This window comes from Neomicrococcus lactis, from assembly GCF_014200305.1.
Classification (GTDB): domain Bacteria; phylum Actinomycetota; class Actinomycetes; order Actinomycetales; family Micrococcaceae; genus Neomicrococcus; species Neomicrococcus lactis.
In genome coordinates, this window is the sequence record NZ_JACHBL010000001.1 from 975,740 (window position 1) to 1,001,989 (window position 26,250).

Below are 26,250 nucleotides of genomic sequence, written 5' to 3' on the forward strand. Positions count from 1 at the left end.
CAACGTACCAAGGTCGGTGTGACTTTAGTTACTGAAACCAAGCGTACCTGATACGCTAGGTATCGTGAACTCCGCCACAACAACTACTTATCCTTATTCACGTCCAGTGGATGGCCGTTCTTCCCGTTGGGAAGAGCACCGCGCCCAGCGCAGGCTCGAGCTCATTGCGAGTGCGCGCAAGGCTGTGCACCGCATTGGACCTTCCGCGTCGATGGAAGACATCGCCGCCGCCTCACACACCAGCAAGTCTGTGTTCTACCGATACTTCGGCGACAAGGACGGACTGCGGCACTCCATGGGTGAAGTGGTCATCAATCAATTGCGCGAAGCAGTGATTGAAGCCGGTGAGTCTAAGGACAGTCCGGACGAGGCACTTTTCAGCATGGTTCACGCCTATTTGGCTCAAGCAGAACGTTCTCCGAATACCTACGAGTTCGTGACCGCCAATTTGGAAACCGGCGCCTCCGGAGCATTGGCGCACTTTTTCAATGAGCTCACCGTCATGATGCGCGAACGCATGGCTGACTACCTTCGGGTCAATCGCACGCAGAACGCGTCTATGGAGTCCTTGAAGTACTGGCCGGACGGCGCGCTCGGGATGATCCGCTCGGTCGGCGAGTCCTGGTTGCGCGTTTCCCCTCATGACCCCGCACGTCCCAACGCCACTGAGCTCGCTCGCCAAGTCACCGCCTGGCTGGTCTACGGCATCTCTAGCGTTCATCGCACAGCGCGACAGCCGTAAACGCTGTCGACCCACACCCATCAACAAATCTTCTTTTAGACATTCACAGCGATTTGAAAGGTCTCACGATGTCACACCCAGAAGCCACTATTCCGGTTCCCGACCTAGCCCACGGTTCCATCAATAAGGAACTGTTGGCCGAGGCCCAGCTTGGAAAGTGGGGAGATATTCGTAAGCAGGCTCGCGCTATGGCAGCCAAGCCGGAACTCCATAAGGCTGAGGGCGCCACGATGGCAGAACAGCGCGCTCGCGTCTTTGAGCAGCTCGGCATCCTGGTTGAAGCCCAGTCCGTACACCGTGCTTTCCCGAAGCAGTTCGGTGGCGAGGACAACCACGGCGGCAATATCGCCGCTTTCGAAGAATTGGTGATCGCTGATCCTTCCCTCCAGATCAAGGCTGGCGTGCAGTGGGGCCTCTTCGGCTCCGCCGTCTTGCACTTGGGTACGCAGTCCCACCACGAGCGCTGGTTGCCCGGCATCATGTCGCTGGAAATCCCCGGCGCCTTCGCCATGACGGAGACGGGTCACGGTTCGGACGTTGCGAGCATTGCGACGACGGCGACCTACGATGTCGATGCTCAAGAATTCGTTATCAACACCCCGCACCGCGCGGCGTGGAAAGACTACTTGGGTAACGCTGCGATTCACGGCAAAGCCGCCGTCCTGTTCGCACAGCTCATCACCAAGGGCGTCAACCACGGCGTGCACGCGTTCTACATCGACATTCGCGATGCAGAAGGAAACTTCTTGCCCGGAATCGGCGGCGAGGACGATGGCCTCAAGGGTGGCCTCAACGGCATCGACAATGGCCGTCTCCACTTCAGCAACGTGCGCATTCCACGCGACCACCTGCTCAACCGCTACGGCTCGGTCGACGAGGACGGCACGTACTCCTCCCCCATCGAATCCCCGGGTCGCCGCTTCTTCACGATGCTCGGTACCCTGGTTCAGGGCCGCGTTTCCCTCGATGGTGCTGCAGTGACGGCCTCCAAGATGGGCCTCGCGATTGCCATCACTTACGCGAACCAGCGCCGCCAGTTCAACGCGAGCTCTGACACGCATGAAGAAGTCCTCATGGACTACCAGCGCCACCAGCGCCGCCTGATCCCACGCTTGGCTCAGGCCATGGCGGCGGGCTTCGCACACGAAGTACTCCTCGAGAAGTTCGATGAGGTCTTCTCCGGCGCTCACGACACGGACGAGGATCGTCAGGACCTCGAAACCCTGGCGGCAGCCCTCAAGCCATTGAGCACTTGGGGCGCATTGGACATCTTGCAAGAGTGCCGCGAGGCGTGTGGCGGTTCCGGCTTCTTGGGTGAAAACCGCATGACGAGCCTGCGTGCTGATCTGGACGTCTACGTGACCTTCGAAGGCGACAACAACGTGCTCTTGCAGCTCGTCGCTAAGCGTTTGCTCTCCGACTACGCCGCGGAGTTCCGCAACTTGGACGCTGGCGTTCTGGCCCGCTTCATGGTGCGCCGCGCAGAGAGCCTCGTCATCAACCGCTCCGGTTTGCGCCAGCTTGGTCAGACCGTGATTGACTCCGGCTCCGAGAAGCGCTCGGCAAACTTCCTCAAGGAAGAACGCAGCCAGCGTGAATTGCTGACCTTGCGCGTTCAGGACATGATCGCCAACGTTGCTGATGACATGCGCGCTGCTGCGAAGTTGCCACAGGCAGAAGCCGCAGCAGTCTTCAACGAGCACCAGGACGATCTCATCGCTGCCGCTCGCTCCCACGCTGAGCTCCTCCAGTGGGAGGCCTTCACGAAGGCCATCAGCACCATCGATGACAAGACCACGCGTCAGGTGATGACGTGGTTGCGCGATGTCTTCGGTCTGACCGTGATCGAAAAGAACCTCTCCTGGTACTTGATGAACGGCCACTTGTCGATGCAGCGCGCACGCACGCTCACGCCATACATCAACCGCTTGCTGACCCGCTTGCGTCCGCACTTGCAGGACATCGTGGATTCGTGGGGCTTCACCGACGATCACTTGCGTGCTTCGATTGCCAGTGGCGCCGAAGCAACCCGCCAGGATCAGGCAGCCGAGTACGCTCGCAAGATGCGTGCATCCGCTGATGCGCCTATCGAGGAAAAGGTCTTGCTGAATCGTCGCCGCGCCGAGCGCAAGGCCTCTGAGAAGGGAACCGTGAAGGCCTAACCTGGCCCCACACGCTTTCTCACCAACTCAATACAACAACGACGCCAGCTGCGGATTGTCCGCAAGCTGGCGTCGTCGTAATAACTATGCTGAGGCGATGGAATCCGCCTCAGGGGGCTACTTCTGGCGGTCGGCGAATCGAGCCTGCGCCGCGCGATAGACCTCAATGGTCTGATCCGCGATCGCGTCCCAGCTGAAGGACTCGATGGCGCGCTTGCGGCCGGCCTCGCCCATTTCCTGAGCGCGAGCCGGATCAGCCAAAGCCTTGTTGAGCGCCGCCGCGAAAGTGGCCACGAACTCGGCCTCGTCGAGCGGCGTGCCCGTGCCATCCTGAACCTGTTCGAGCGGGACCAAGTAACCAGTCTCGCCATCGACGACCACCTCAGGAATGCCGCCCGTGGCGGAAGCGACAACGGCGGTACCGCATGCCATGGCCTCAAGGTTCACGATGCCTAGCGGCTCATAAATCGACGGGCACGCGAAGACCGTGGCGTTGGTGAGGACCTGCAGGAGCTCGCGACGCGGCATCATCTTCTCAATCACTACGACGCCTTCGCGCGTGCTCTTGAGTTCTTCGATGAGGCCATTGACGTGCGCGGCCAGTTCCGGCGTGTCCGCGGCCCCAGCGCACAGTACGAGCTGAACTTCGGGCGCGAGTTCACGAGCGGCCTGGAGAAGATACGGGACACCCTTTTGGCGAGTGATACGGCCGACGAAGACCACGGAAGGCTTTTCCGGATCAATGCCGTAGCTCTTGACCACATCAGTACCCGTGTCCGGCTTCCACGTCTCAGTGTCCACACCGTTGTGCACTACATGGATCTTGGACGCATCCACCGTGGGGTAAGCGCGTTCGATGTCTTGGCGCATGCCATCGGAGACAGCAATGATGGCGTCGGCTGCGTGATACGCCGTGGACTCAACCCACGAGGACAGCGCATAGCCGCCGGCCAACTGCTCGGCCTTCCACGGACGCAGAGGCTCCAAAGAGTGCGCAGAAATGACATGCGGAACGCCATGCATCAAGCTGCCCAGATGACCGGCGAGGTTCGCGTACCACGTGTGCGAATGGATGACATCGGCCCCAGCCAGATCATCCAGCATCAGCAAATCTGTGGCCATGGTCTGCACGGCTCCATTGGCGGCGTCGAATTCCGCAGGCGCCGAATAGCTCGAGACTTTGGCCCCGTGGTAATCCTCAGGACGTGGATCTCCGAAGGCCCGCACGTGAAGATCTAGCTTGGGAGCTAGCACTCGCGAGAGCTCAGCGACGTGGACTCCAGCGCCGCCATAAATGGTCGGCGGGAATTCTTTGGTAATAATGTCAGTTCGCACGCTTCCAACGTAGTCGCAAAGTGAAAGTTGTCATAGTGTGAAAGCACAAGGTTAACCCGTTGATTGTTGGCTAGAAAAGGCGCGCAGTCGCGCCGGTTGCACTATGAGGGGATATAAATGTCCGGCCGTAAAGTACTAGCAATCGTTCTCGCCGGTGGAGAAGGCAAACGCCTCATGCCACTCACCGCCGACCGCGCGAAGCCCGCCGTGCCATTTGCGGGTAATTACCGTCTCATTGATTTTGCGCTCTCCAATGTTGTGAATTCCGGCTTCTTGAAAGTTGTTGTACTGACTCAGTACAAGTCGCATTCTTTGGACCGCCACATTTCCGAAACCTGGCGCATGTCCACGTTGCTGGGCAATTACGTCGCTTCCGTGCCGGCACAGCAGCGCTTGGGCAAGGATTGGTTCCTGGGCTCCGCGAACGCTATCTACCAGTCCCTGAACTTGATCCATGACGCGCGCCCCGATTACGTCGTTGTAGTGGGCGCCGACCACGTGTACCGCTTGGACTTCTCAGACATGGTGCGCGAGCACATCGAATCTGGCTTCAGCGCCACCGTTGCCGCCGTCCGCCAGCCGATGCGCATGGTGGACCAGTTTGGCGTGGTGGAAACGGATCCGAACAACCCTCGCAAGATCCAGCGCTTCGTAGAGAAGCCGAAGACCACTACCCCGCTGGCTGATGATCCAGACTCCTTCCTGGCGTCCATGGGTAACTACGTCTTCAACGCCGATGCCCTGGTCCAAGCGCTCCACGAGGACAATCAGCGCGAAAATACCAAGCACGACATGGGCGGAGACATCATTCCGTCCTTTGTGGAAAACGGCGACTGCGGTGTTTATGACTTCTCGGCGCACCCGGTTCCCGGCGAAGCGCCGACCACCAACCGCTACTGGCGCGACGTAGGTACTCTCGATTCCTACTACGACGCTCACATGGATCTCATTGCGCCGATCCCAGAGTTTGACCTCTACAACCGCGAGTGGCCACTCTACACTCGCCAGCACAGCTCTCCCCCGGTGAAGCTCGTGCGCGGCGAAGACGGAACTCAGGGTGAGTCCCACAACTCGATCCTGTCCCAGGGCGTCGTCATTTCCGGTGGTCTCGTCGAAAACTCGGTGGTCTCCGTAGACGTCACCGTTCGTCAAGGCGCCCACGTAGACGGCTCCGTCTTGCTGGATAACGTCTACATCGGCGAAGGCGCTCAAGTGCGCAAGTCCATCATCGACAAGAACGTCATTGTTCCTCCGGGAGCTCGCATCGGCTTTGACCGTGAGGCTGACCTTGCTCGCGGTTTCACCGTGACGGATTCCGGACTGACGGTCCTTTCAAAAGACCAGATCATCGCGCCATAGCGGTACGAAAAGAGACCGGTGGATCGCGGCCAGCTTTCCACCGGTAAAATTGGTGCGCTATGCACAATGACTTATCCAACGTCTCCTTCGACGATGTCCCCTTTAATCGCACTGATCTCGAGGCGTGCCTCCGAGTCCTCGGTGGGATCCACACGCTGGACAATGAAGATCCCCGCTTCATCGCCGTGCGGCGAGCTACCTCCAGCATGTTCAAGGACGTCAAGAAGCATCGGCGTCGGGAAGCGCGCGAGGCCATTCTCGTTGCGGACCGCGAGACGATGGAGCGCACCGCAACTGGTGCGGCGGATCGCTTGGACGACGAGACCCACGGTCGCGACCTGCATAGCTCGCTGCCGGACGAGGTCGCCGAGCGCGGCGCCACGGTAGGCACCTATATTCAGCCGCGCGGTTGCTACATCTGCAAAAAGGACTTCGTCGAGGTGGACGCGTTCCATCACGCACTCTGCCAAGACTGCGCGACGTCCAACCGTGCGCGCCGCAAGGATCACGCTGATCTGACTGGAAAGAAGGCCGTTCTCACGGGTGGCCGCGCGAAGATCGGCATGCATATTGCCTTGCGCCTGTTGCGCGACGGCGCGCATTTGACCATCACCACGCGCTTCCCCAAGGACGCCGCACGTCGCTTTGCGTCCCTCGAGGATTCCGCCAATTGGCTGCACCGCTTACGGATTGTGGGCATCGACTTGCGCGATCCAGGCGCCGTCACCGCTTTTGCGAAGCGGATCGCCGCCGAGGGTCCGCTCGACATCCTGATCAACAACGCGGCTCAGACGGTGCGTCGCACGGCCGGTTCCTACTCGCAGCTCCTTGCGGGCGAAGACGTTCCGCTCACCCCCGAACTCGAACCCGGAAACGGCGGACCGGAAATTTGGGGCGCGGAAGCACCCCCACAAGAACACCCGCGCTCACTTGCGGCAGCTTTCCATCTGAGTACGACGGAGCCGCAACTTTCCAGCGGGACTCTTGCGGCGGCGTCGTACTCCATTAATAGTCCCGAAGCGCGAGCGAGCGCAGACCGCGCGCAGCAGGTCGCCGATCTGGCCATGACCCCGGGTGCGGCTTCGATGGAGCGCATTGCGGCTGGTACTGCGATCGACGCGGGCGGGCTTATTCCGGACATCGTGACGCAGAATTCGTGGACGCAAGTGATCGGCGAAGTGGACGCACTCGAGATGCTCGAAGTGCAGCTGTGCAACGTCACGGCACCGTTCTTGCTGAACTCGATCCTGCGGCCAGCGCTCGCTGCATCGCAGGCACGACGCAAGTACATCGTCAATGTGTCTGCGATGGAGGGACAATTCTCGCGGCGCTATAAGAGCGCGGGACATCCTCACACCAATATGGCAAAGGCAGCCCTCAACATGATGACGAGGACTGCCGCCGAAGAACTTTTTGAAACGGACAGAATTCTCATGACGGCCGTGGATACCGGGTGGATCACCGACGAACGTCCGCACGATGCGAAGCTTCGCAAGGCGGACGAAGGATGGCACGCACCCCTTGATCTCATCGACGGAGCCGCCCGCGTCTACCATCCGATTGTGGATGGTGAGCGCGGAATCGACCTCTACGGATGCTTCATCAAGGATTACGTGCCATCACCGTGGTAAACATCTGGGCCTAGGCGACCCTCGTCACGAGAACGGAAACCGTCAGTGACGAGTGGCGTCCGCCCGTCTGAATGCCCTTCAATGGGGTGACGTCGCGATAGTCGCGGCCACGAGCCACAGAAACGTGCATGTCAGAAGCGGCTTTGTGGTTCGTCGGGTCCCACGAGCGCCATTCACCATCAAACCACTCGAGCCACGCGTGCGACTGGCCGGCAACTTCTTCGCCGATCGCAGCGTCTGGGCGCGGGTGAATGTAGCCGGAAACGTAGCGGGCTGGAATGCCGAGCGAGCGCAAAGCACCGATACCCACGTGGGCAAGGTCCTGACACACGCCACGCTTTTCTTTCCATGCCGACTCAGCGTTCGTGTGCACGCCGGTCACGCCCGGGACGTACTCCATGTGCTCGCGCAAGAAGCTCATCACCGCGTGTGCTGCAGCGTGCGGGGTGGGCAAGGAGCGGTATTCCGCAACGATTCCCCGAACGTCTGCTCCGGGATCGCTGAGCTTTGACTGCGGCAAGAAGTCAGACTGTGCGTCCTGGGTTTCATCCGAGGCAAGCTCTTCCCAGGACAAGGTCTCGTCCGGGTCAACAGCCCGTTCTACGCGGTGCACCTCAACCGTTGCCTGTGCGTCCACTTCCAGGTAATCGTGAGATCCGGACATGTCGAATCCGGTCACGCGCGTACCCCAATAGTCACGATAATTGCTGACCACCGCGATGTTCGGGCTGACCTTGATGTTGCTTTCCAGCACCACCTGATGGGTGTCCGTGAGCGGGGACATGCGCGCCTCGTTGTAGGACAGTGAGACGCGGCCCTCGTAGTCGTAGCGCGTGCGGTGACGAATGCGTAAGCGGGTCATGCTTTCTCTCCAACCCATGCGTTGTCTGCCATATGCGAGAAGTAGCGACGCGTGACGGCGTCACTGGCCTGAGCAACGGTGCGCTGCACGCGCTCCATGTGCTCCGGCAATTCATCCAGGATGTTCTCCGAGTGGTGGAACTCCAAGAAGGATCGAGCCTGACCCACAATGCGGCGTGCGTCGTTGTCGAAACCGACGCGGTGCACGCTGGGATCCAGCTTGATGAGGCAATCTTCGGCCATCGCGAAAGAAGACACGATCGAGCGTGGGAACCAACGGTCCATCAACAAGAACTCGGCCGCGCTCTTTTCACCGAACGCCACATCCGGAGTGCGCAAAAACGACTCGTAGGCACCGGCAGAGCGAAGCATCGTGACCCAAGACAGACCGCTGGACTGCGTATCCACGGCGGCCAACATACGGGCCGTCATATCGGCGGTCTCGAGCGAACGTCCCAACTGCAAGAACTGCCAGGAATCGTCCTTACTCATGGTCGAATCGCTGAAGCCACGCATCATGGCGGTGCGTTCCAGAACCCAGTGGCAGAAGCGGAACGCGCCTACGACGTCCTTACGGTGCTGATTCAGACCGTAGTAAGTGGTGTTCAGCGTTTCCCACAAGTTCGACGACACGGTTTCGCGAGCACGGCGCGCGTTTTCACGAGCCTGAACTAACGCGCCAGCAATGGACGCGCCGCTCTTGCGGTCATACGCCATGTACTGGAGAAGGTCCTGCAATCCGTACTCTTCATCTGTAGGCCACGAGCCCATGATGGTGAGCATTTCTTGAGACGCTTCGCGCTGCTGAGATTCCGGCAGCTGGTTCAAACGTTCCAAATGCACGTCGAGAATACGCGCGGTTCCGTCGGCACGTTCTATGTAACGGCCAATCCAAAAGAGAGATTCGGCAATACGGCTCAGCATCCTGGGACCTCCTGAATCTCTTGCTGCTGCTGTTCTTCTTGAACTTGGTTGCGGGCGGCGCGACCACCCGTTTCAAGCGGCCAAACCTTGGTGCGTTCGCGCAAGTGCGGGACGCGCTCTTCGCTGTTGTTGCGTGGCAAGCGGTTCTCGCCGTCCACCACCCAGGTGTCCTTCGAGCCGCCACCTTGCGAAGAGTTCACAATGAGTGAGCCCTCCGTCAATGCGACACGAGTCAAACCACCCGGCAAGACCCACACGTCTTCGCCGTCGTTCACGGCAAACGGACGCAAGTCCACGTGACGCGGCCCGAATTTATCGTCCGCAACGGTAGGTACGGTGGACAGCTGCAGCACCGGCTGAGCAATCCAGCCACGCGGGTCCTTGATGACTCGCGCGCGCAACTCGTCCAGCTCCTGCTTAGACGCCTGCGGGCCAATCACAATGCCCTTACCGCCGGAGCCATCTACCGGCTTCACTACGAGTTCGTCGAGGCGGTCGAGGACTTCCTCCCGAGCTTCCTTTTCCTCAAGGCGGTAGGTATCCACGTTAGGAACAATCGGCTCTTCGTTCATGTAATAACGAATGAGGTCCGGCACGTAAGAGTAGATGAGCTTGTCATCGGCAACGCCGTTGCCCACTGCGTTTGCGATGGTGACGTTGCCGGCGCGGGCCGCGTTCACAATGCCCGGGCAGCCCAACACGGAGTCTGCGCGGAATTGCTGAGGATCCACGAACTCGTCATCAATACGCTTGTAAATCACGTCAACACGGCGCTCACCCGAGGTGGTGCGCATGTAGACGCGGTTACCGCGGCAAATAAGGTCGCGGCCTTCCACGAGTTCAACGCCCATGAAGCCTGCCAACAGCGTGTGCTCAAAGTAAGCGCTGTTGAAGACGCCCGGCGTGAGCACTACTACCGTTGGATCATCGATGCCGCCGGGAGCGGTCTTGCGCAGAGCCTGCAGGAGCCGGCGAGGATATTCCTCAACTGAGCGGATATTCTGTTGCACAAACGCTTCGGGAAGACCCTTCTGCATAGCGCGGCGGTTTTCGAGAACGTAGGACACACCAGACGGCACGCGCACGTTGTCTTCGAGAACTCGGAAGGTACCTTCTTGGTCTCGCACCACGTCAATACCGGAAATGTGGACACGCACACCGCCGGCGGGCCGGAAGCCTGCTACTTCGCGGTGGAAGTGGGCTGAAGAGGTGATGAGCTTGCGCGGCACCACACCGTCAGAAACCACTTTCATGCGGTCATACACGTCATCCAAAAACAGCTCAAGAGCTTTCACACGCTGTGCGACGCCCCGCTCCAGCACTTCCCATTCCGTACTAGGAATAATGCGGGGCACGAGGTCCAGTGGGAACGGGCGCTCCTCGCCAGCAAAATCAAAAGTGACGCCTCGGTCAAGGAACGTACGCGCCATCGAATCGGCGCGAGCCGCTACGTCATCTGGTCCCAGTTCTCGAAGCGCCGCCGCCACATGCGTGTAGGCGGGACGCACCGAATGATCGCGGTCGAACATCTCGTCCCACGCCTCGGATCGCCCTTGAGCGGCTGGATATCCTTCGAATAGATCTGCCATTCCCATACCTTGTCATGAAGTTACTCAGCAAGAAAAACCAACCATCACGTGGCAAGCTACTCACCATGCATCAAAATGTACCGGGAGTCATCGCCGCCGCCGTTGGAGTGACGTGCGCGTTCCTGGTACATCAACTCGTTCCTGCCATCCCTGCGATGACGTGGTGCGTCATCGTCGGAATGCTTGCGTCCAATGTTATGGCTTTAGTGCCAGCTAACCTACGTTTTCGCGATTTGTTGACTCCCGGTATGTCATTTTCCGGAAAACGATTGATGCGCTGGGGAATTGTGTTCCTCGGTTTCCAACTGGTCTTCGCGGATATTGTGCAGTTGGGCTGGTTATCCGTTGCCCTCATTGTCGCTTTGGTGGCCGTCGCTTTCGGTCTGACCTACGGAATTTCGAAGCTCTTCCGGCTCCCCGGAGACGAGCCATTTCTCCTCGCGAGCGGTTTCGCTATTTGCGGAGCCAGCGCCATCGGAGCTGTCTCTCATGCGCGCGGAACTGAGAAGGACGCTCCGCTGCCCGTAGGTCTCGTCACGCTCTGCGGAACGCTGGCGATCTTCGTCTTGCCCGCCCTGAACGGGTTCCTCGGTCTGAGCCCGCAGGAGTTTGGCTGGTGGGCGGGGGCGTCCGTACATGATGTCGGGCAAGTCGTGGCTACCGGCGCCACGCTGGGCTCGGTGGCGTTGAGCACCGCCGTAGTAGTTAAGCTCGTTCGCGTCCTGACCCTAGCGCCCGTCGCAACCCTTGCGGCCCTTTCAGTACGACGACGCAGCTCCACTCACGCTTCCGCAGCTACTTCCAGCGGGGCAGGAAAGATGCCGCCGCTAGTACCTGTCTTTATTGCCGGTTTTATCGCAGCTTTTGCGGCACGCTCGTTGGGACTGGTGCCAGAGGCCGCTCTCCCCTTCCTGAAAATTGTTCAGGAGGTCCTTTTGGGCAGCGCACTTGTTGGATTGGGTTTTGGCATCAACCTCCGCACGCTCTTTACGAGCGGAGCGAAAAGCACCGCCGCGGCGCTTACTGCGTGGTGCGCGCTCATGGTGGTTTCTTTGGGAGCTCTCCGGTTGGTCTTTCCGAATTGATGCGTTCGTGACTGTTAGTATCGCCACGTGCGTAACGAAAATTTGACTCGAGACGAAGCCGCTAGCCGATCCCGCAGCCTTGAGGTGTCCACTTATGACGTCACTGTCGACGTCAGCAACGCGACCCAAGCGTCCGAAGAAACCTACCCATCCATCTCCCGCATTTCCTTCACGTGCTCGGCCCCTGGTTCCAGTACCTTCCTGGACTACATCCACGGCGGCATTGAGTCCGTCACGATCAACGGCACCGAGTATGCAGGCGCGGAGCTGAGCGACATCGTCGACGGCGCCCGGATCCATCTGCATGATCTGCAGGCTACTAACGAGGTGGTGGTGACGGGCCAGTCCGTCTACAGCACTTCGGGTGAGGGCCTCCACCGCTTTGTGGATCCCACCGATGAGCTCACGTACCTCTACACGCAGTACGAGCCAGCCGACGCTCGCCGCGTCTTTGCCAACTTCGAACAGCCTGATCTCAAGGCAGAGTTCACCTTTCACGTCCGTGCCCCGAAGGAATGGCACGTCGCCTCAAACGAGGCGATCGTGTCCGTCGATGAACATGACGACGGCACCTCGACTCGCCACTTCGCGCCGACCAAGCGCATGTCCACCTATATCACCACGATCCTCGCCGGTCCGTACTTCGAAGTGCGCGACGAGTGGCGCGGAACCGTCAACGGCGGCGAAGAGCTCGTCATTCCGCTCAATGCCACCGTGCGTCAGTCGCTGGCTCGCCACCTCGATCACGAGGAAATCTTCACCGTCACCAAGCAGGGACTGGACTACTACCACCAGAAGTTCACGTTTCCTTATCCATGGGGCAAATACGATTCCGCCTTTGTTCCGGAATACAACTTGGGCGCCATGGAAAACCCGGGCCTCGTGACCTTCACGGAGCAATACATCTTTGAATCTCATGCCACGGAAGCTCAGCACGAAGGCCGCGCGGGAACCATCCTTCACGAGATGGCGCACATGTGGTTCGGCGACCTGACCACCATGACCTGGTGGGACGATCTGTGGCTCAAGGAGTCCTTCGCGGACTACCTCGGTACGCTCGCAACGGACCGAGCCACCGACTTCGAAACCGCGTGGATCAGCTTCGCTAACCGCCGCAAGGGTTGGGCCTACGTTCAAGACCAGTTCCCCACCACGCACCCAATCGTCGCTGACATCACCGATCTTGAGGCCGCGGACCAGAACTTCGACGGCATCACCTACGCCAAGGGCGCTTCCGTGCTCAAACAGCTCGCTGCGTTTGTGGGCGAAGATGCGTTCTTCGACGCTGCGAACACCTACTTCGAGAAGCACGCTTTCGGGAACACCTCGCTTCAGGACTTCCTCGACGCGCTCGCCACGGCATCCGGTCGTGACATGAACGCGTGGACCGAGGCATGGCTGAAGACCAGCGGCCCGTCCACTTTAGGAATCGAGCTTGAGGTTGAGGGCGAGGGCGCTGGCGCCGTCGTATCCCGAGCCGTCCTCAAGCAGCACGGAACGGACCCCGCAACCGGCAAGGACATCGCCCGACCGCACGTCATCAAGGTGGGACTGTTCTCCCCTCAGCCCTCGCACGGCGGAATGCTTGAGCTCACGGAAACGCTCGATGTCCGCCTTGAAGGAAGCGAAATAGAGCTTCCCGAGCTCGTGGGTAAGCCGCGTCCGGCGCTGATTCTGCCGAACCACGAAGATCTCACCTACGCGCTACTCGAGCTCGATGAGGCCTCCCAAGCTGCGTTCATCGAGAACGGCGTCGACGATGGTCTTGCCCGCGCCACCATCTGGGCAAGCCTTTGGAATCAGGTCCGCAGTGGACGTCTAGACCCGGTGATGTTCGTTCGCACCGTGGCTCGCCATGGCGCGATGGTTCCCGAAGCCGGCATTCTCAGTGGCATCACGCTCAACGCCACCACTGCCCTCGAGAACTACGTCGCCGCAGATCGCGTTGGCGAGGTCGCCGCGCTCTTCAACGACGCAGCATGGGAACTCACGCAACGTACCTCCGGTGACATCCGCCGTATTTGGGCCCGCACTTTTGCCCGCTCGGCCAAGGCTGTCCCGGAAGCCACGGAAGAATTGGTGCACCGCCTCGAACTCATGGTCAGCACGGATCAGGACTTCGCTCCGGACGAGCGCGCCGACTCGGAACTGCGTTGGTTGGCTCTCATCACGCTGAGCGTGCACGGTGCGGCCGATGTTCAAGATTTCGAGCAGGAAATTGCGCGCGAAGATTCTGCGAAGGCTCGTGTGAACCGCACGCACGCCGTCGCAGCGCTCCCCGATCCTCGTTCGAAGACCTCGGCATGGACGCAAGCCATGTCCGGTGTTGATGGATCCGGCGCCAAGCTATCGAATGATCACCTCAGCGCGGTAGCAGCAGGCTTCTCTGAAGGATCGTGGACCCTTCGTGCTCCGTTCTACGCGTCCTTCTGGTCCCGTTTGGAAGAAGTCTGGGACACCATGACTCAGTCCAACGCCACACGCGTCATTGAGGGTCTCTTCCCGCAAGGCGTCGAAGGCGACCGTGAACCGCTCGAAGCAGCGGGTGCATGGCTCGATGAGCATCAGGATGCCCCTCAAGCGTTGCGTCGCATCATCATCGAGGAAAAGGACGCTCTCGAGCGCGCGCTCAAGGGACAACAGTTCTCCGAAGCCTAAGAAAAGTGGCCCCTAGTCCCCCGCGTCACAGCGGAGGCTAGGGGCCACTTCTTTTCAGTTCTGAAACGCGCACCGCCGCTACGGCAAACGGTACGTCCATTCGTGGGTACCGAACTTGGATTCCACGAGTGCCTCAGCCTTCGCAAGGGATTCTTCGCCAATGGTGGATGGCGTCGCGTCGTAACGCTCCGTGAAAGTCTCCATCATGACGTCTATGATGGCGTCTCGCGTCATGCCCGTCTGTCTCTTCAAAGGATCCACGCGCTTCTTGGCGCTCTTGATGCCCTTGTCTGAAATCTTCTCCTCGGAGACTGTGAGGACTTCGGACATCTTGTCTGCGTCGATGTCGTAGCTCATGGTGACGTGGTGCAGTAGCGCACCTGAAGCCAAGCGCTTCTGAGCGGCTCCGCCGATCTTGCCCTGCGGCGTCGCAATGTCATTGAGCGGCTTGTAGAAGGCTTCAATGCCCACGCGCTCGAGTGCTTCCATGACCCAGGCATCAAGGTATGGATAGGAGTCAGCGAAGGATTTTCCGTCTACGAGTGACGGAGGAGCGTAGAGCGAATACGTGATGCAGTTGCCCGCTTCCATGAACATGGCGCCACCGCCCGAGATGCGGCGAACCACGCGAATACCGTGGTGCTCGGCTGCCTCGAGGTTCAGTTCATTGTGAACGGCTTGGAAGGATCCAATGACGACGGCGGGAGTGTCCCAGTTCCAGAAGCGGATCGTCGGCGGACGGGTGCCTGCAGCGACCTCGCGAGTCAGTACTTCGTCGAGGGCAACGTTCATTTCAGGAGACATGACGGACTGCGGAATGATGTGCCAGTCGTGATCGCGCCAGCGGGTTGCATGACCCAACGCGCGGCGCACGCCCATCGCGACAGCTTGAGCGTCGAAGCCAATCAGGTGGGTGCCTTCGGGCAAACCGTTGTGGATTGCTTCGCGGATGGTCTGGTGATCAGCGTTGACGCTGAGTCCAATCAAAGACCGGTTGAGATCTTCAAGGGCAGTGTCCGGCTCAAGAAAAAAGTCGCCGTTGATGCTCGCAGCCGAAATCACACCGGATTCCGACTCGAGATCAACGACGACTAATTTGCCTCCCGGAACCTTGAATCCACCGTGGTGTTTTTGAGGTTCTTGTGAAGAGGCGTTTGAAGTCATTACCTCAGTATATTTACTTCTTGCCGCCGAAGCCCTTGAAGCGCTGGTTGAAGCGCTCAACGCGACCTGCGGTGTCCATGATGCGCTGCTTACCGGTGTAGAACGGGTGCGATGCAGCGGAGATTTCCACGTCAACGAGTGGGTAGGTGTTTCCGTCTTCCCATTCGATGGTGCGGTCAGTAGAAACCGTCGAGCGGGTGAGGAACTTTTCGCCGGAGGCAAGGTCGTGGAATACAACCGGGCCGTACTGCGGGTGGATATCAGCCTTCATTTTTAAACCTTCGCGTCAAGGCCACTGGATTTTGCCAGTGGCCATTGGGGACGATACTGCCCTACGAGTGCAGGGCCAGCTAACAATCTTACACGAAAATGCCCTGCAGAGCGCATCTGCGCGCCGTGCCTTAGCCCGTTGGATTACCGCGGTATCGCAGCTCCCACATTGCAACGGACGACGCCGCAGCTACATTGAGCTAATCAACGCCCACTCGCATGGGGATTTGGAGGGCAACGTCCGCCAGGTCTAGCGTGCGTTGCGAAATTCCCGCGCCTTCAGTTCCGAGAACGAGGGCCAAACGTTCGACGACTCCGGAGTCGAATTCATCAATGTTGATTGAGTGGGGCGTGAGCTCCATGGCGGCAATGACGAAGCCAGCGTCTTTGAGCTGGCTCAGTGCTTCATCCCACGGACCGGTGCGCGCCCACGGGATCTGGAAGACGCCGCCCATACTTACGCGGATGGAGCGACGGTACAGAGGGTCTGCGCAGCGTTCACTGACGAGGATTCCGTCCACCCCAAGCCCGGCCGCACTCCGGAAAACAGATCCCAGATTGGTGTGTTCCACGATGTCCTCAAGTAGGACGATCCGACGAGCGTTGGCCAAGACATCCTGGACCGTCAAAGGCTCGGGCCGATTCATCGCTGCCAAAGCGCCGCGGTGCAGATTGAAGCCTGCGATCTCTTCCAGGATCTCTGGCGACCCCATCAAGACGGGCACGTCCGGGAACTGCTCGATTTCGGTACGAAGTTTGGGCAGCCACTTCTCTGTCAGAAAGAAGCTACGAGGAGTGTGGCCGGCGGCGATGGCACGCTTGACCACGTTCGTGGACTCGGCGATATAGAGGCCGCGTTCAGGGTCCGTCTTCTGGCGAAGGGCCGCGTCAGAGAGGGCAACATAGTCCTTCACTCGCGGATCCGCAGCCGATTCCAAACGCACCACGTTAGGCGGCATGAACGGTTCCCCGTCCGCCTGGACGATGGTGGGATTTGGTTCGCTCATGGACTAGGAACCGTTGATGAGCTTGATGATCATGTTGATGAACGCCACGGTTCCGAGTAACACGATCACGAGGCGCAAGAGATTCGGAGAAAGCTTTCGGCCGATCTTCGCGCCGACGAAACCGCCAATGAGGCTGCCGACAGCAATGAGCAGGACGGCCTCCCAGTGAATACGCTCCCACGCGAAGAGCAAGTACGAGATCGCAGCAACGAGGTTCACCACGAGGGAGAGGATCACCTTGACGGCGTTGGACTGTTGCAGGTTCGCATGCAAGAACACGCCAAACAAGCCCATGAGGATGACGCCCTGCGCCGCTGTGAAGTATCCCCCGTAGATACCCGTGAGAAACACCAGGATGTAGAGGATCAAAGGCAACTTTTGGCGGTCCGCATCTGCCGGGTCAAAGTTCCTCTCACCGGCACGCTGTCGCGCCCAGGCAGAGAGCGCTGGCTGGAAAATCACCAAGAGCACTGCCAACAAAATCAGTGCGGGAGCCACGTATCCGAAGACGGTGTCCGGCAAGTGCAAGAGCAAGTAGGCGCCAATCAAGCCACCTACCAAGGACACTGGCAAGAGCTTCAACAACACCGTCTTGACGGACGCGGCTTCGCGCCGGTAACCCCAGGCGCCGGAGAAGCCGCCGGCGACGAGACCCATGGCGTTAGAGACCACGGCGTTAACAGGCGCGTAGCCCAGCGCCACCAAAATCGGGAATGTCACGAGTGAGCCGGAGCCCACGATGGTGTTGATGGTTCCTGCCCAGAGTCCACCGAGCAGGATGATGAGTTCGCGCCAAAAATCCATTACTCGGCGGCGACCGCCATGAATCGACCTTCGGTCTGCATCAAGCGCAGCTTCGTATCAAAGGTCTTCGAGAGGTTCTCTTCGTTCATGACCTCGCCGAGCGGTCCTGCCGCGACAACTTCGCCTTCACGGATCATGAGCGCGTGCGTGAATCCCGGTGGGATTTCTTCGAGGTGGTGCGTGACCAACACGAGAGTCGGCGATGCCGGATCCTTGGCAAGCTGGGTCAAGCGCTTCACGAGGTCTTCACGGCCAGCAAGGTCAAGGCCAGCGCCTGGCTCGTCCAAGAGCAAAAGTTCAGGGTCCGTCATGAGTGCGCGGGCAATCTGCACACGCTTGCGCTCACCCTCGGACAACGAACCGAACGTGCGGTTCATCATGGTGGACATGCCCCATTCGTGCAGCAAGCGGAAAGCACGGCGCTCATCGAGCTTCTCGTACTCTTCACGCCAGCGGCCGGTCATGCCATAAGCAGCCGTCAACACCACGTTGAGTACACGCTCGTCTTCACGAATGTGAGTTGTGAGAGCTGCAGAGCTCAGGCCGATCAGCGGGCGAAGTTCAAAAACATCAACCTTGCCGAGCTGCTCTTCAAAGACGGAAACAGTGCCGCGAGTCGGGTGCATTCGCGTGGCAGCAAGCTGCAAAAGCGTGGTCTTTCCGGCGCCATTTGGGCCCAGAACTACCCACCGCTCACCTTCGGCAACATCCCATGATAGGGACTTCAGGATCTCTTTGCGGCCACGGACCACGTCAACGTCAGCGAATTCAAGCACTTGCACCATGATCAAAACAGTAGGCTAGTTGGCACCCATACCGCGAAATTTTGAGGTGCGGGTCATAAATCTTTTATGCAGATCACATGCACCGGAGAATGAATTGATGAGCACCGATACCAACTTCACCGCACCTCGCACGCCGCAAACCATCGTGGCCTGGAAAATTTCGGAGGTTGGGGAAATCTCCGGCACCCGTTGGGATTACGACGCCGCAGCTAGCGACGCGCAGATCACTTCGGCTCTCGCAGAATTTGGGGTGGGCGGAGAACATTCCTCATTCGACGGCTTCGCTCAGGTGCCGACGAGCCTGCTTGCCGCCGAGAAAGTCCTCGTGGTGACGGACGTCGACTCCACGCTGATTGAGCAAGAAGTCATTGAGATGCTCGCAGCTCACGCTGGCAAGGAAGCCGAAGTCGCTGCCGTCACGGATGCTGCCATGCGTGGAGAGCTGGACTTTGCAGAGAGCCTGCGTGAACGCGTCGCAGTACTGGCCGGGCTTCCTGCGAGCATTATCGACGAGGTCGTGGCCAAGGTTGAATTCACCCCTGGTGCTGCACAGTTAGTACAGGCGCTCCACCTGCAAAACAACAAGATTGCCGCTGTATCCGGTGGTTTCAATCAGGTCTTGGCTCCCCTTGCCAAGAAGATCGGTCTTGACGCATTCGCCGCCAACGAGTTGGAGATTGTTGATGGAAAGCTGACCGGCCGCGTGGTGGGTGAAATCGTGGATCGCGCCGCCAAGGCCCGCTACGTCCACCAATGGGCCGAGGAATTCGGCACTCCATTGAGCGCAACCATCGCGGTAGGCGACGGCGCCAACGATATCGACATGATCGAAACTGCCGGAACCGGTGTGGCGTTCTGCGCTAAGCCTGCCCTCGAAACGGTAGCCGACGTCGTCGTACGTCAACGACGCCTCGATATCCTGCCGCTACTCTGGGGAATCTAAGCGAACCTCCCGGGAGACCAAAAAATAACAGTGTGGTCTCATTTGGGTGGCACCCGGCAAATTGACACGGATCGTTCGTTACAGGGTTTTATCCTGAAACGAACTGGACACCTCGCCGTCCCCAATCTGTAGAAAAGCGTTTGTAACAATATGACTTCACACAACAATGCATCCGATGCCGCTGCTGGCGCTCCGGGGCAAAAGTCCGAAGCGTTAGGTACCAACGGTGACTACGGGCGCGGATCGCGCAAAAAGAGCGGCTGGATCATTGCCGGTGCCACCATCGCACTGCTAGCTTGCGGTTATGGCGGTGCCGCCTACGCGCTGCAAGACCGCGTACCTACCGACGCCAAAGTTGAAGGCGTCGAAGTGGGTGGCATGTCTCGGGCGAAGGCCGTCGAAAAGCTCCAAGAGTCTTTCGATCCCGTCACGGAAGAGACCTTTGCCGTGGTGGCTGGGGACAATCGCGGGTCAGTCACACCAAAGGATGCTGGCCTCAGCTTTGACTACTCCGGCACGTTGGACGGACTCACTGGTTTCACGCTGAATCCGGTCACGCTCTATCAGCGCGCTTTCGGCGGTGCGGAATTGCAGCTCAAGAACGCCGTTGACACTGCTGCGTTGGAGAACTCGCTCAAAGAACTTTCTGGCAAGCTCAATCAGAAGGCAGTTGAGGGCTCGTTGTCTGTGGCCGGCGCTCACGTGACGTACAAGGCCCCCGTTCCAGGTCATCAGGTTGATCTTGAAGAAACCAAGGACGCCATCTCCCAGCAATGGGGCACATCTACTGAAGAGATTGAAGCCGTGGTGGACACGTTGAAACCCGCTACCCCGGAATCCGCTTTCACGGAGGCAAAAGAGTCTGCTGAAAAACTGCTCTCCGGGAACATTACCGTTGCCGCAGGTGACTACAGCTCCGTGCTGACGCCTACAGCTCTCGCCAATGCCACGTCCTTCACCACGAAGGACGCTGAGGTGAATTTGGTGCTGGACAACACGAAAATCAATAACGCCGTGGTTGCCGCCAATTCCAAGCTCAAGTCAACGGCGCGCGATGCCTCCGTACAGTTCAAAGATGGCGAGCCCGTTGTTGTTCCTGGCCAAGTAGGACGTGCCATCGATAGCGACGGCCTCAATGAAAAAGTCTTGACCGCGAGCACTACTAGTGAGCGCAAGACCACTGTTGACTTCAAAGAAGTGAAGCCAGAAGTCACTACTGAAGAGGTTGAGAGATGGGGACTGACCAAGAAGATCGTGGAATTCTCCACGCCGTACCCCACCTACGACACCACTCGCACCAAGAACCTCGTTGCCGGTGCCAAGAAAATTACAGGCGACATTGTCCAACCCGGCGAAGTGTTCTCTTTGTCTAAGGCTTTGGGGCCAATTACCAAGGAGAATGGCTACTTCGAATCCGGTGTAGTGGAAGACGGTTTCTCGTCCAAAGCTGTTGGCGGCGGTTTGTCTCAAATCTCCACCCAGATGTTCAACGTGGGATTCTTGGGCGGCATGGACGATGTCACTCACCAGCCTCACTCGCGCTGGTTTGATCGTTACCCCGCAGGCCGGGAGGCCACCTTGTGGTCCGGACAGATTGATATGAAGTGGCGTAACTCCACGGACCACCCGGTACTGATCCAGACCTTCGTCACGGACTCACGCGTGGTGTCAGTTCTTTGGGGAACTAAGAAGTGGGACGTCAAGGTCTCCTCGTCCGGTCCGTACAACCAGACCAACCCCAAGACGGTCTACAACTCCTCGGACAAGTGCGTTCCGGAAAGTGGTGGCCAGAAGGGCTTCACCATTGACACCACGCGAACGCGAACCAACGGTTCCACGACGTTGCCTAAGGACAGGCTCCGCTGGACCTACCAGCCATGGAACAAGGTGGTCTGCGGCGAGGACCCCAACAAGAATTAGCGTCTTCGCTCCCTAACGAAAAAGTTCTTTAACGAACTGTGGGGCGGTGTTCACCCATCAAGGTGAACACTGCCCCACTCGTTTGAGAAGCAGAAAGCTCTAGAGCTACTCGGCGGAGTGCTGCTTCAAGAAGTCCTCTGCGCCACCCACGTATTCGGTATGTCCGCTCTGAACGTCTGCCGTGACCATCTTGGCGACCTCAGCAGCGAACTCCTCAACAGAGTAGAGCTTGCCGGCAGCCTTGCGACGCTCTTCGATAGCACCTGGCTCGGCACGGTTCAAGAGAGTCGCGGTGATGGTTCCTTCGATCATGTCGCCGGAGACAACCACAAGCTTGACGCCAGCCTTCTCGAATTCCGGAGCCATATTGCGAAGTGCAACTTCGCCGGCACGCTTGGAGCGAGCAACTGGCTCGTAGGCATCCATCGTGGCGACCTTGTCAATGAAGTGCGCCTGGTGGCTCGTGACGAAAACAATGCGTCCGCCGCTCTTCAACGCTGGAAGAGCCGTCTTCACCATGGCCACCTGCGCGTCGCGGTTCAAGCGCATTGCGTAGTCTTCGCCAAGGTCAGATTCCATACCGCCGGAAGCGTTGAGGATCAAGATATCCAAGCCACCGAAGTTCTTCACGGCAGCGTCAACGAGTGCCTGCGAACCTTCGGGAGTGGTCAGGTCTGCACCCACGGCCACGGCGCGGCCGCCAGCCTCGGTGATTTCCTTGACGATCTTGTTGGCACGCGGTGCCTTCTGGCGGTAGTTGATGACCACTGCTGCGCCGTCCTCGGCGAGAAGCTTCGCAGTTGCGGCGCCAATGCCGCGCGAAGAACCAGTGATGATGACGGACTTGCCCTCGAGAGTGCCCATGAATTTCCTACTTTCTTCAGTCAAAAATTTGCCGCAGTGCGGGTGTGGTTAGTGGCCCATTCCCAGTCCGCCGTCAACAGGAATCACGGCCCCGGAGATGTACGAGGCTTCATCCGAAGACAACCAACGCACCACCTTGGCCACCTCGGAAGGATCGGCAAAGCGACCGGCTGGGATGCTCTGCATGTACTGCTTCTTGGTGTCTTCTGGCAGAGCAGCCGTCATATCCGTGTCGATGTAACCCGGAGCCACAACGTTCGCCGTGATGCCACGGGAGCCAAGCTCGCGGGTCAAGGAGCGTGCAATACCAATGAGGCCGGACTTTGACGCCGCGTAGTTGATCTGTCCTGGTGAACCAAAGAGTCCCACCACGGAGGAAATGAGCACGATGCGGCCCTTCTTGAGGCGAATCATGCCCTTGGAAGCGCGCTTGATGACGCGGAAAGCGCCGGTGAGGTTGGTGTCGATGACCGAGGTGAAATCGTCCTCGCTCATGCGCAACAACAAGGTGTCCTTCGTGATGCCAGCATTCGCAACCAGCACCTCAACGGGGCCGTGCTGTGCTTCGACTTCGCTGAAAGCTGCGTCGATCGACTCGGCATCCGTGACGTCAGCTTTGACGCCGAGCATGCCTTCTGGGACGTCGCCGGAGCGGTAAGTCACTGCCACCTTGTCGCCGTTCGAGAGGAACGCTTGTGCGATCGCGAGACCGATTCCGCGGGTTCCTCCAGTGACGAGGACGCTACGCCCCGATTGCTCTTGATCGTTAGCCACAATTTCCTCCTCTGAGTACCGCAGTCGCGGCGATTCACTGAGCCATCCTACAAGTTGAGGACTTCACACGTGGTGAAAGTGCGCGGTGGGTTAAGAGAGTGAGACAATGGATACTCACAGTTGGAAGGCCCATGAACAGAATTTCACGACCGATACGCGCGCGCTCCGCGGAGCAAGACTCGGCATTTCTGATCACAGATGCCCGTCCTGGTGCTTCCGTCGACGAACATTCGCGAATCGTCAAGTACAGCATTTCCATGGGCGTTCGTGTGCTCTGCTTCGTCTTGGCGTTCTTTGTCCATGGCTGGCTCCAGATTCTGTGCTTGGTCGCCGCAGTGGTGCTCCCCTATTTCGCCGTCATTATTGCGAACGGTCGTCCCAGCGTGGGACCGGAAGAGCGGAACGCTCGCTTCATGGATGAACTTCCTGAAGAGGACGACGACGCCGCGGCTCACGAAATACTCGTTGGCGAAGTAGTGCCGCCCTCCGAAGAATCCCGTCAGGACAAAGCATGAGCTCCTTCGATATTTTGGGTTCGCTCGGATCCCTCGGATCTTTAGACGCGCCTCTACCGTCAGCCCCCGAAAAGTGCAGCCGCAAGGGTTGCCGAGCGGCGGCGTCGTACCAAATTTTGTGGAACAACCCGAAAATTCACACGCCCGAACGCCGCAAGGTGTGGCTTGCTTGCGCGGAGCATCGGGACTGGCTCGCGAACTATTTGAAGCAGCGCGGCATGCTTAAAGACGTTGTGCCTTTCGAGGCATCACCTGACACGGAAGGAAACCAGGCGTAGGTGTACCGGTTTTTATTATCGACTCGCTGGTTTGGCTGGTTCATTCTGGTCTGCATTCTGACGACGATTTTTGTTTCCCTTGGAAATTGGCAGCTTGACCGACGCAACTCGGTGGTAGCCGAAATTCAGAAGGTCGAGAACAACTACAACGCCAGCCCTGTTCCGCTGAGTAGTGTGCCAACGATTTTCGAATCGCTTCCGGCCGAGAAAAAGTGGACGCCGGTGACGTTGCGTGGTGAGTACCTCACCGAGAAGACCACCCTCGTGCGTAACCGTCCGCTCAACGGAACCCCGGGCTATGAAGTGCTGGTGCCCTTCAAGACCGAAGACGGCACCATCATTGTGGTGGACCGCGGATGGCTGCCGATCGGTAACAACACCGCAGGCCAGCCGGACACCGTGCCTGCTCCACCGTCCGGAACCGCAACTGTTGTGGTTCGCGCGAAGGAAGGCGAGCCGTCTGTGCCTCGCGAGGCTCCAGCCGGTCAGATTGCTTCCATCGAGCTCCCCAAGCTCGCTGAGCAACTCTCCCTGCCCATCGAAACGGGTGCGTACGGAATCGTTGTCTCCGAGTCACCTGCCGTGTCCAACATGCCGACGGCGCTCCCGAAGCCGGAAACGAGCGAGGGCACACACTTGTCCTACGCTGCTCAGTGGTTCGCGTTCGGTGTCTTGGCGTTCATCGCCCTGTTCTACGCGGCACGCCAGCAAGTCCGCATCAATCGTGAGGACCGCGAGGAAGCCGCGTTGGCAGCAGAACTGGGCGAGGAAGCTCCCGTGGTGCACTCGGCCTACCGGACGCGGCGCAAACCCACCAAGGCACGCCGTGATGGAAAACTCTCTGATGAAGAGGCTGAAGATCAATGGGTGGAAGAGAACTTGTCTTCCTAGTACTTGAGCCCACACAACAGAAAAGCTCCGCGAGCAGTGCGTCGCGGAGCTTTTCTGTTTCCTCGGCCTTTAGGCGAGGGTTACCAAATCGAGGTAGTCGTCGTTCCAGAGGTCCTCGGCGCCATCAGGCAAGAGGACCACGCGTTCTGGATTGAGAGCTTCCACGGCGCCTTCGTCGTGGCTCACCATGACCACAGCGCCGGTGTAGCTGCGCAAGGCACCCAGGATTTCGCGGCGCGATGCCGGGTCCAAGTTGTTGGTGGGCTCATCGAGGAGCAAGACGTTGGCACTTGAAGCCACGATGGTGGCCAAGGCCAAACGGGTCTTCTCGCCACCGGAGAGCACGCCAGCAGGCTTGTCCACGTCATCGCCGGAGAACATAAAGGAACCCAAGATGCCACGCACATCTGCGTCACCCAGGGACGCCGGAGCGGCGGAGCGCATGTTTTCCAGAACCGAACGATCATGGTCCAGGGTTTCGTGTTCCTGCGCGTAGTAGCCGATCTTCAGGCCGTGACCCGGAACGAGCTTTCCGGTGTCCGGCTTGTCCACGCCAGCCAGCATGCGCAAAAGCGTGGTCTTACCGGCACCGTTGAGGCCCAAGATCACAACGCGTGAACCGCGGTCGATCGCCAAATCCACGTCCGTGAAAATTTCGAGGGAGCCGTAGGACTTCGAGAGACCTTCGGCCACGAGAGGCGTCTTGCCACACGGTGCTGGATCCGGGAAGCGCAGAGCTGCAACGCGATCGGTGGCACGCTCTTCCTGCAAACCGGAGAGCATCTTCTCGGCACGCTTGATCATGGACTGAGCCGCAACAGCCTTCGTTGCCTTGGCACGCATCTTGTTGGCCTGGTCCATGAGGACCTGAGCCTTCTTTTCCGTGTTGGCACGTTCGCGCTTACGCGCACGCTCATCCGTCTCGCGCTGCAAGAGGTAGCGCTTCCAGATCATGTTGTAGATATCGATTTCGCCGCGGTTAGCGTCGAGGTGAAGCACCTTGTTGACGGTGGCTTCGAGGAGGTCGGTGTCGTGGGAAATCACGATCAATCCGCCCTGGTAGTTCTTCAAGAACTCGCGCAGCCACGTAATGGAGTCAGCGTCCAAGTGGTTGGTGGGTTCGTCAAGCAGCAGCGTGTCGGCGTTCGCGTACAAGATTCGCGCGAGTTCAACACGGCGTCGCTGACCACCTGAGAGAGTCTTCAACGGCTGCTCAAGGATGCGATCCTCAAGGGCCAAGTTGGCGCAAATCGTTGCTGCTTCGGACTCGGCAGCGTAACCGCCGCCCGCAAGGAACTCAGCTTCCAGCCGGTCATAGCGGCGCATGGCGCTATCGTGAACTGACTTGTCATCGCTAGCCATATCGACCTGCGCCTGGCGCAGATCGCGAACTACACGGTCCAGACCGCGCGCCGAAAGAATACGGTCGCGAGCGAGCTGCTCCATGTCTGGCGTGCGAGGGTCCTGTGGCAAGTAGCCGATGGTGCCCGTGCGAGTGACGGTGCCGTTAGCCGGCAACCCCTCGCCTGCGAGCACTCGCGTCAAAGTAGTTTTGCCTGCGCCATTGCGGCCCACGAGACCGATTTTGTCGCCTTTGTCGATTCGGAAGGAAACATCCTCCATCAACAAGCGCGCACCAGCGCGCAGCTCCAAGCCGGAAACGGAGATCACAATATGCCTTTCGAACGG

23 protein-coding genes are annotated in these 26,250 nt (G+C 59.1%); 11 read left to right on the forward strand and 12 right to left on the reverse strand.

Features of this window, described 5'->3' with window-relative positions:
* Positions 1-64: 64 nt before the first annotated feature.
* On the forward strand, positions 65-742 hold the full coding sequence (locus tag BKA12_RS04485) for a TetR/AcrR family transcriptional regulator (RefSeq protein ID WP_338087430.1): 678 nt from the start codon (positions 65-67) through the stop codon (positions 740-742).
* A gap of 68 nt (positions 743-810) precedes the next feature.
* Complete coding sequence (locus tag BKA12_RS04490; protein WP_183640992.1) at positions 811-2,904, forward strand: acyl-CoA dehydrogenase family protein; 2,094 nt, start codon at positions 811-813, stop codon at positions 2,902-2,904.
* A gap of 117 nt (positions 2,905-3,021) precedes the next feature.
* On the opposite strand, the gene glgA is transcribed toward BKA12_RS04490, so the two are convergent.
* Complete coding sequence (glgA, locus tag BKA12_RS04495; RefSeq protein WP_183640994.1) at positions 3,022-4,239, reverse strand: glycogen synthase; 1,218 nt, start codon at positions 4,237-4,239, stop codon at positions 3,022-3,024.
* A 117-nt stretch (positions 4,240-4,356) separates the two neighbouring features.
* Here glgA and glgC point away from each other — a divergent pair, with 117 nt between their 5' ends.
* Both glgC and BKA12_RS04505 read left to right on the forward strand, forming a co-directional pair.
* On the forward strand, positions 4,357-5,598 hold the full coding sequence (gene glgC / locus BKA12_RS04500) for a glucose-1-phosphate adenylyltransferase (protein ID WP_183640995.1): 1,242 nt from the start codon (positions 4,357-4,359) through the stop codon (positions 5,596-5,598).
* 59 nt (positions 5,599-5,657) lie between these two features.
* Positions 5,658-7,229 (forward strand): SDR family NAD(P)-dependent oxidoreductase, encoded by a 1,572-nt coding sequence (locus BKA12_RS04505; RefSeq protein WP_183640996.1) that lies wholly within the window; start codon positions 5,658-5,660, stop codon positions 7,227-7,229.
* A gap of 10 nt (positions 7,230-7,239) precedes the next feature.
* Here BKA12_RS04505 and BKA12_RS04510 read toward each other — a convergent pair whose 3' ends face one another.
* Genes BKA12_RS04510 through BKA12_RS04520 form a run of 3 tightly spaced genes read right to left on the reverse strand, consistent with a single transcriptional unit; the run spans position 7,240 to position 10,603 of the window.
* Positions 7,240-8,091 carry a transglutaminase family protein gene (locus BKA12_RS04510; protein ID WP_183640998.1) on the reverse strand — a complete coding sequence of 284 codons (852 nt, stop codon included), beginning with the start codon at positions 8,089-8,091 and terminating at the stop codon, positions 7,240-7,242.
* Complete coding sequence (locus BKA12_RS04515) at positions 8,088-9,014, reverse strand: alpha-E domain-containing protein (protein ID WP_183640999.1); 927 nt, start codon at positions 9,012-9,014, stop codon at positions 8,088-8,090. The genes BKA12_RS04510 and BKA12_RS04515 overlap by 4 nt, the downstream gene beginning before the upstream one ends.
* The gene (locus tag BKA12_RS04520) at positions 9,008-10,603 is read right to left on the reverse strand and encodes a circularly permuted type 2 ATP-grasp protein (protein ID WP_183641001.1); all 1,596 of its coding nucleotides are present in this window, start codon (positions 10,601-10,603) and stop codon (positions 9,008-9,010) included. Before BKA12_RS04520 ends, BKA12_RS04515 begins: the two co-directional genes overlap by 7 nt.
* Before the next feature lie 65 nt (positions 10,604-10,668).
* On the opposite strand from BKA12_RS04520, the gene BKA12_RS04525 reads away from it, so the two are divergent.
* Together BKA12_RS04525 and pepN are read left to right on the forward strand one after the other, a co-directional pair.
* The gene (locus tag BKA12_RS04525) at positions 10,669-11,688 is read left to right on the forward strand and encodes a YeiH family protein (RefSeq protein ID WP_183641003.1); all 1,020 of its coding nucleotides are present in this window, start codon (positions 10,669-10,671) and stop codon (positions 11,686-11,688) included.
* 27 nt (positions 11,689-11,715) lie between these two features.
* Positions 11,716-14,346, forward strand: a complete 2,631-nt coding sequence (gene pepN, locus BKA12_RS04530) for an aminopeptidase N (RefSeq protein WP_183641005.1) — start codon at positions 11,716-11,718, stop codon at positions 14,344-14,346.
* Between the two features lie 78 nt (positions 14,347-14,424).
* Here pepN and BKA12_RS04535 read toward each other — a convergent pair whose 3' ends face one another.
* The 5 genes from BKA12_RS04535 to BKA12_RS04555 all read right to left on the reverse strand — a co-directional run bounded on the left by BKA12_RS04535 (position 14,425) and on the right by BKA12_RS04555 (position 18,376).
* Positions 14,425-15,510 (reverse strand): lipoate-protein ligase LplAB, encoded by a 1,086-nt coding sequence (locus BKA12_RS04535; RefSeq protein ID WP_183641006.1) that lies wholly within the window; start codon positions 15,508-15,510, stop codon positions 14,425-14,427.
* Between the two features lie 13 nt (positions 15,511-15,523).
* On the reverse strand, positions 15,524-15,781 hold the full coding sequence (locus BKA12_RS04540; protein WP_183641008.1) for a type B 50S ribosomal protein L31: 258 nt from the start codon (positions 15,779-15,781) through the stop codon (positions 15,524-15,526).
* A 199-nt stretch (positions 15,782-15,980) separates the two neighbouring features.
* A complete protein-coding gene (locus BKA12_RS04545) occupies positions 15,981-16,739 on the reverse strand; it encodes a TrmH family RNA methyltransferase (RefSeq protein ID WP_183644559.1) in 759 nt (252 codons plus the stop codon).
* 51 nt (positions 16,740-16,790) lie between these two features.
* The gene (locus BKA12_RS04550) at positions 16,791-17,591 is read right to left on the reverse strand and encodes a sulfite exporter TauE/SafE family protein (RefSeq protein ID WP_183641010.1); all 801 of its coding nucleotides are present in this window, start codon (positions 17,589-17,591) and stop codon (positions 16,791-16,793) included.
* Positions 17,591-18,376, reverse strand: coding sequence for an ABC transporter ATP-binding protein (locus BKA12_RS04555; RefSeq protein WP_183641012.1), 786 nt, complete (start codon positions 18,374-18,376; stop codon positions 17,591-17,593). Before BKA12_RS04555 ends, BKA12_RS04550 begins: the two co-directional genes overlap by 1 nt.
* Before the next feature lie 97 nt (positions 18,377-18,473).
* Here BKA12_RS04555 and serB point away from each other — a divergent pair, with 97 nt between their 5' ends.
* Positions 18,474-19,319: a phosphoserine phosphatase SerB gene (gene serB, locus BKA12_RS04560; RefSeq protein ID WP_183641013.1), complete on the forward strand. Its 846-nt coding sequence runs from the start codon at positions 18,474-18,476 to the stop codon at positions 19,317-19,319.
* Positions 19,320-19,469: 150 nt separating this feature from the next.
* The gene (locus tag BKA12_RS04565) at positions 19,470-21,239 is read left to right on the forward strand and encodes a VanW family protein (protein ID WP_183641015.1); all 1,770 of its coding nucleotides are present in this window, start codon (positions 19,470-19,472) and stop codon (positions 21,237-21,239) included.
* 105 nt (positions 21,240-21,344) lie between these two features.
* Here the strand turns inward: BKA12_RS04565 and BKA12_RS04570 are convergent, their stop codons facing one another.
* Together BKA12_RS04570 and BKA12_RS04575 are read right to left on the reverse strand one after the other, a co-directional pair.
* Complete coding sequence (locus BKA12_RS04570) at positions 21,345-22,103, reverse strand: SDR family oxidoreductase (protein WP_183641017.1); 759 nt, start codon at positions 22,101-22,103, stop codon at positions 21,345-21,347.
* 48 nt (positions 22,104-22,151) lie between these two features.
* Positions 22,152-22,877, reverse strand: a complete 726-nt coding sequence (locus BKA12_RS04575) for a beta-ketoacyl-ACP reductase (RefSeq protein ID WP_338087431.1) — start codon at positions 22,875-22,877, stop codon at positions 22,152-22,154.
* Positions 22,878-23,008: 131 nt separating this feature from the next.
* Between BKA12_RS04575 and BKA12_RS04580 the strand changes: the two genes are divergently transcribed.
* The 3 genes from BKA12_RS04580 to BKA12_RS04590 are packed head-to-tail and all read left to right on the forward strand — an operon-like array spanning position 23,009 to position 24,561.
* Entirely contained in the window at positions 23,009-23,392 is a 384-nt protein-coding gene (locus tag BKA12_RS04580) for a DUF3099 domain-containing protein (protein ID WP_183641018.1), read from the forward strand.
* Positions 23,389-23,670: a hypothetical protein gene (locus tag BKA12_RS04585; protein WP_183641020.1), complete on the forward strand. Its 282-nt coding sequence runs from the start codon at positions 23,389-23,391 to the stop codon at positions 23,668-23,670. Before BKA12_RS04580 ends, BKA12_RS04585 begins: the two co-directional genes overlap by 4 nt.
* The gene (locus tag BKA12_RS04590) at positions 23,671-24,561 is read left to right on the forward strand and encodes an SURF1 family cytochrome oxidase biogenesis protein (protein ID WP_183641022.1); all 891 of its coding nucleotides are present in this window, start codon (positions 23,671-23,673) and stop codon (positions 24,559-24,561) included.
* Positions 24,562-24,630: 69 nt separating this feature from the next.
* Here BKA12_RS04590 and BKA12_RS04595 read toward each other — a convergent pair whose 3' ends face one another.
* The gene (locus tag BKA12_RS04595; protein ID WP_183641023.1) at positions 24,631-26,232 is read right to left on the reverse strand and encodes an ATP-binding cassette domain-containing protein; all 1,602 of its coding nucleotides are present in this window, start codon (positions 26,230-26,232) and stop codon (positions 24,631-24,633) included.
* Positions 26,233-26,250 lie beyond the last annotated feature (18 nt).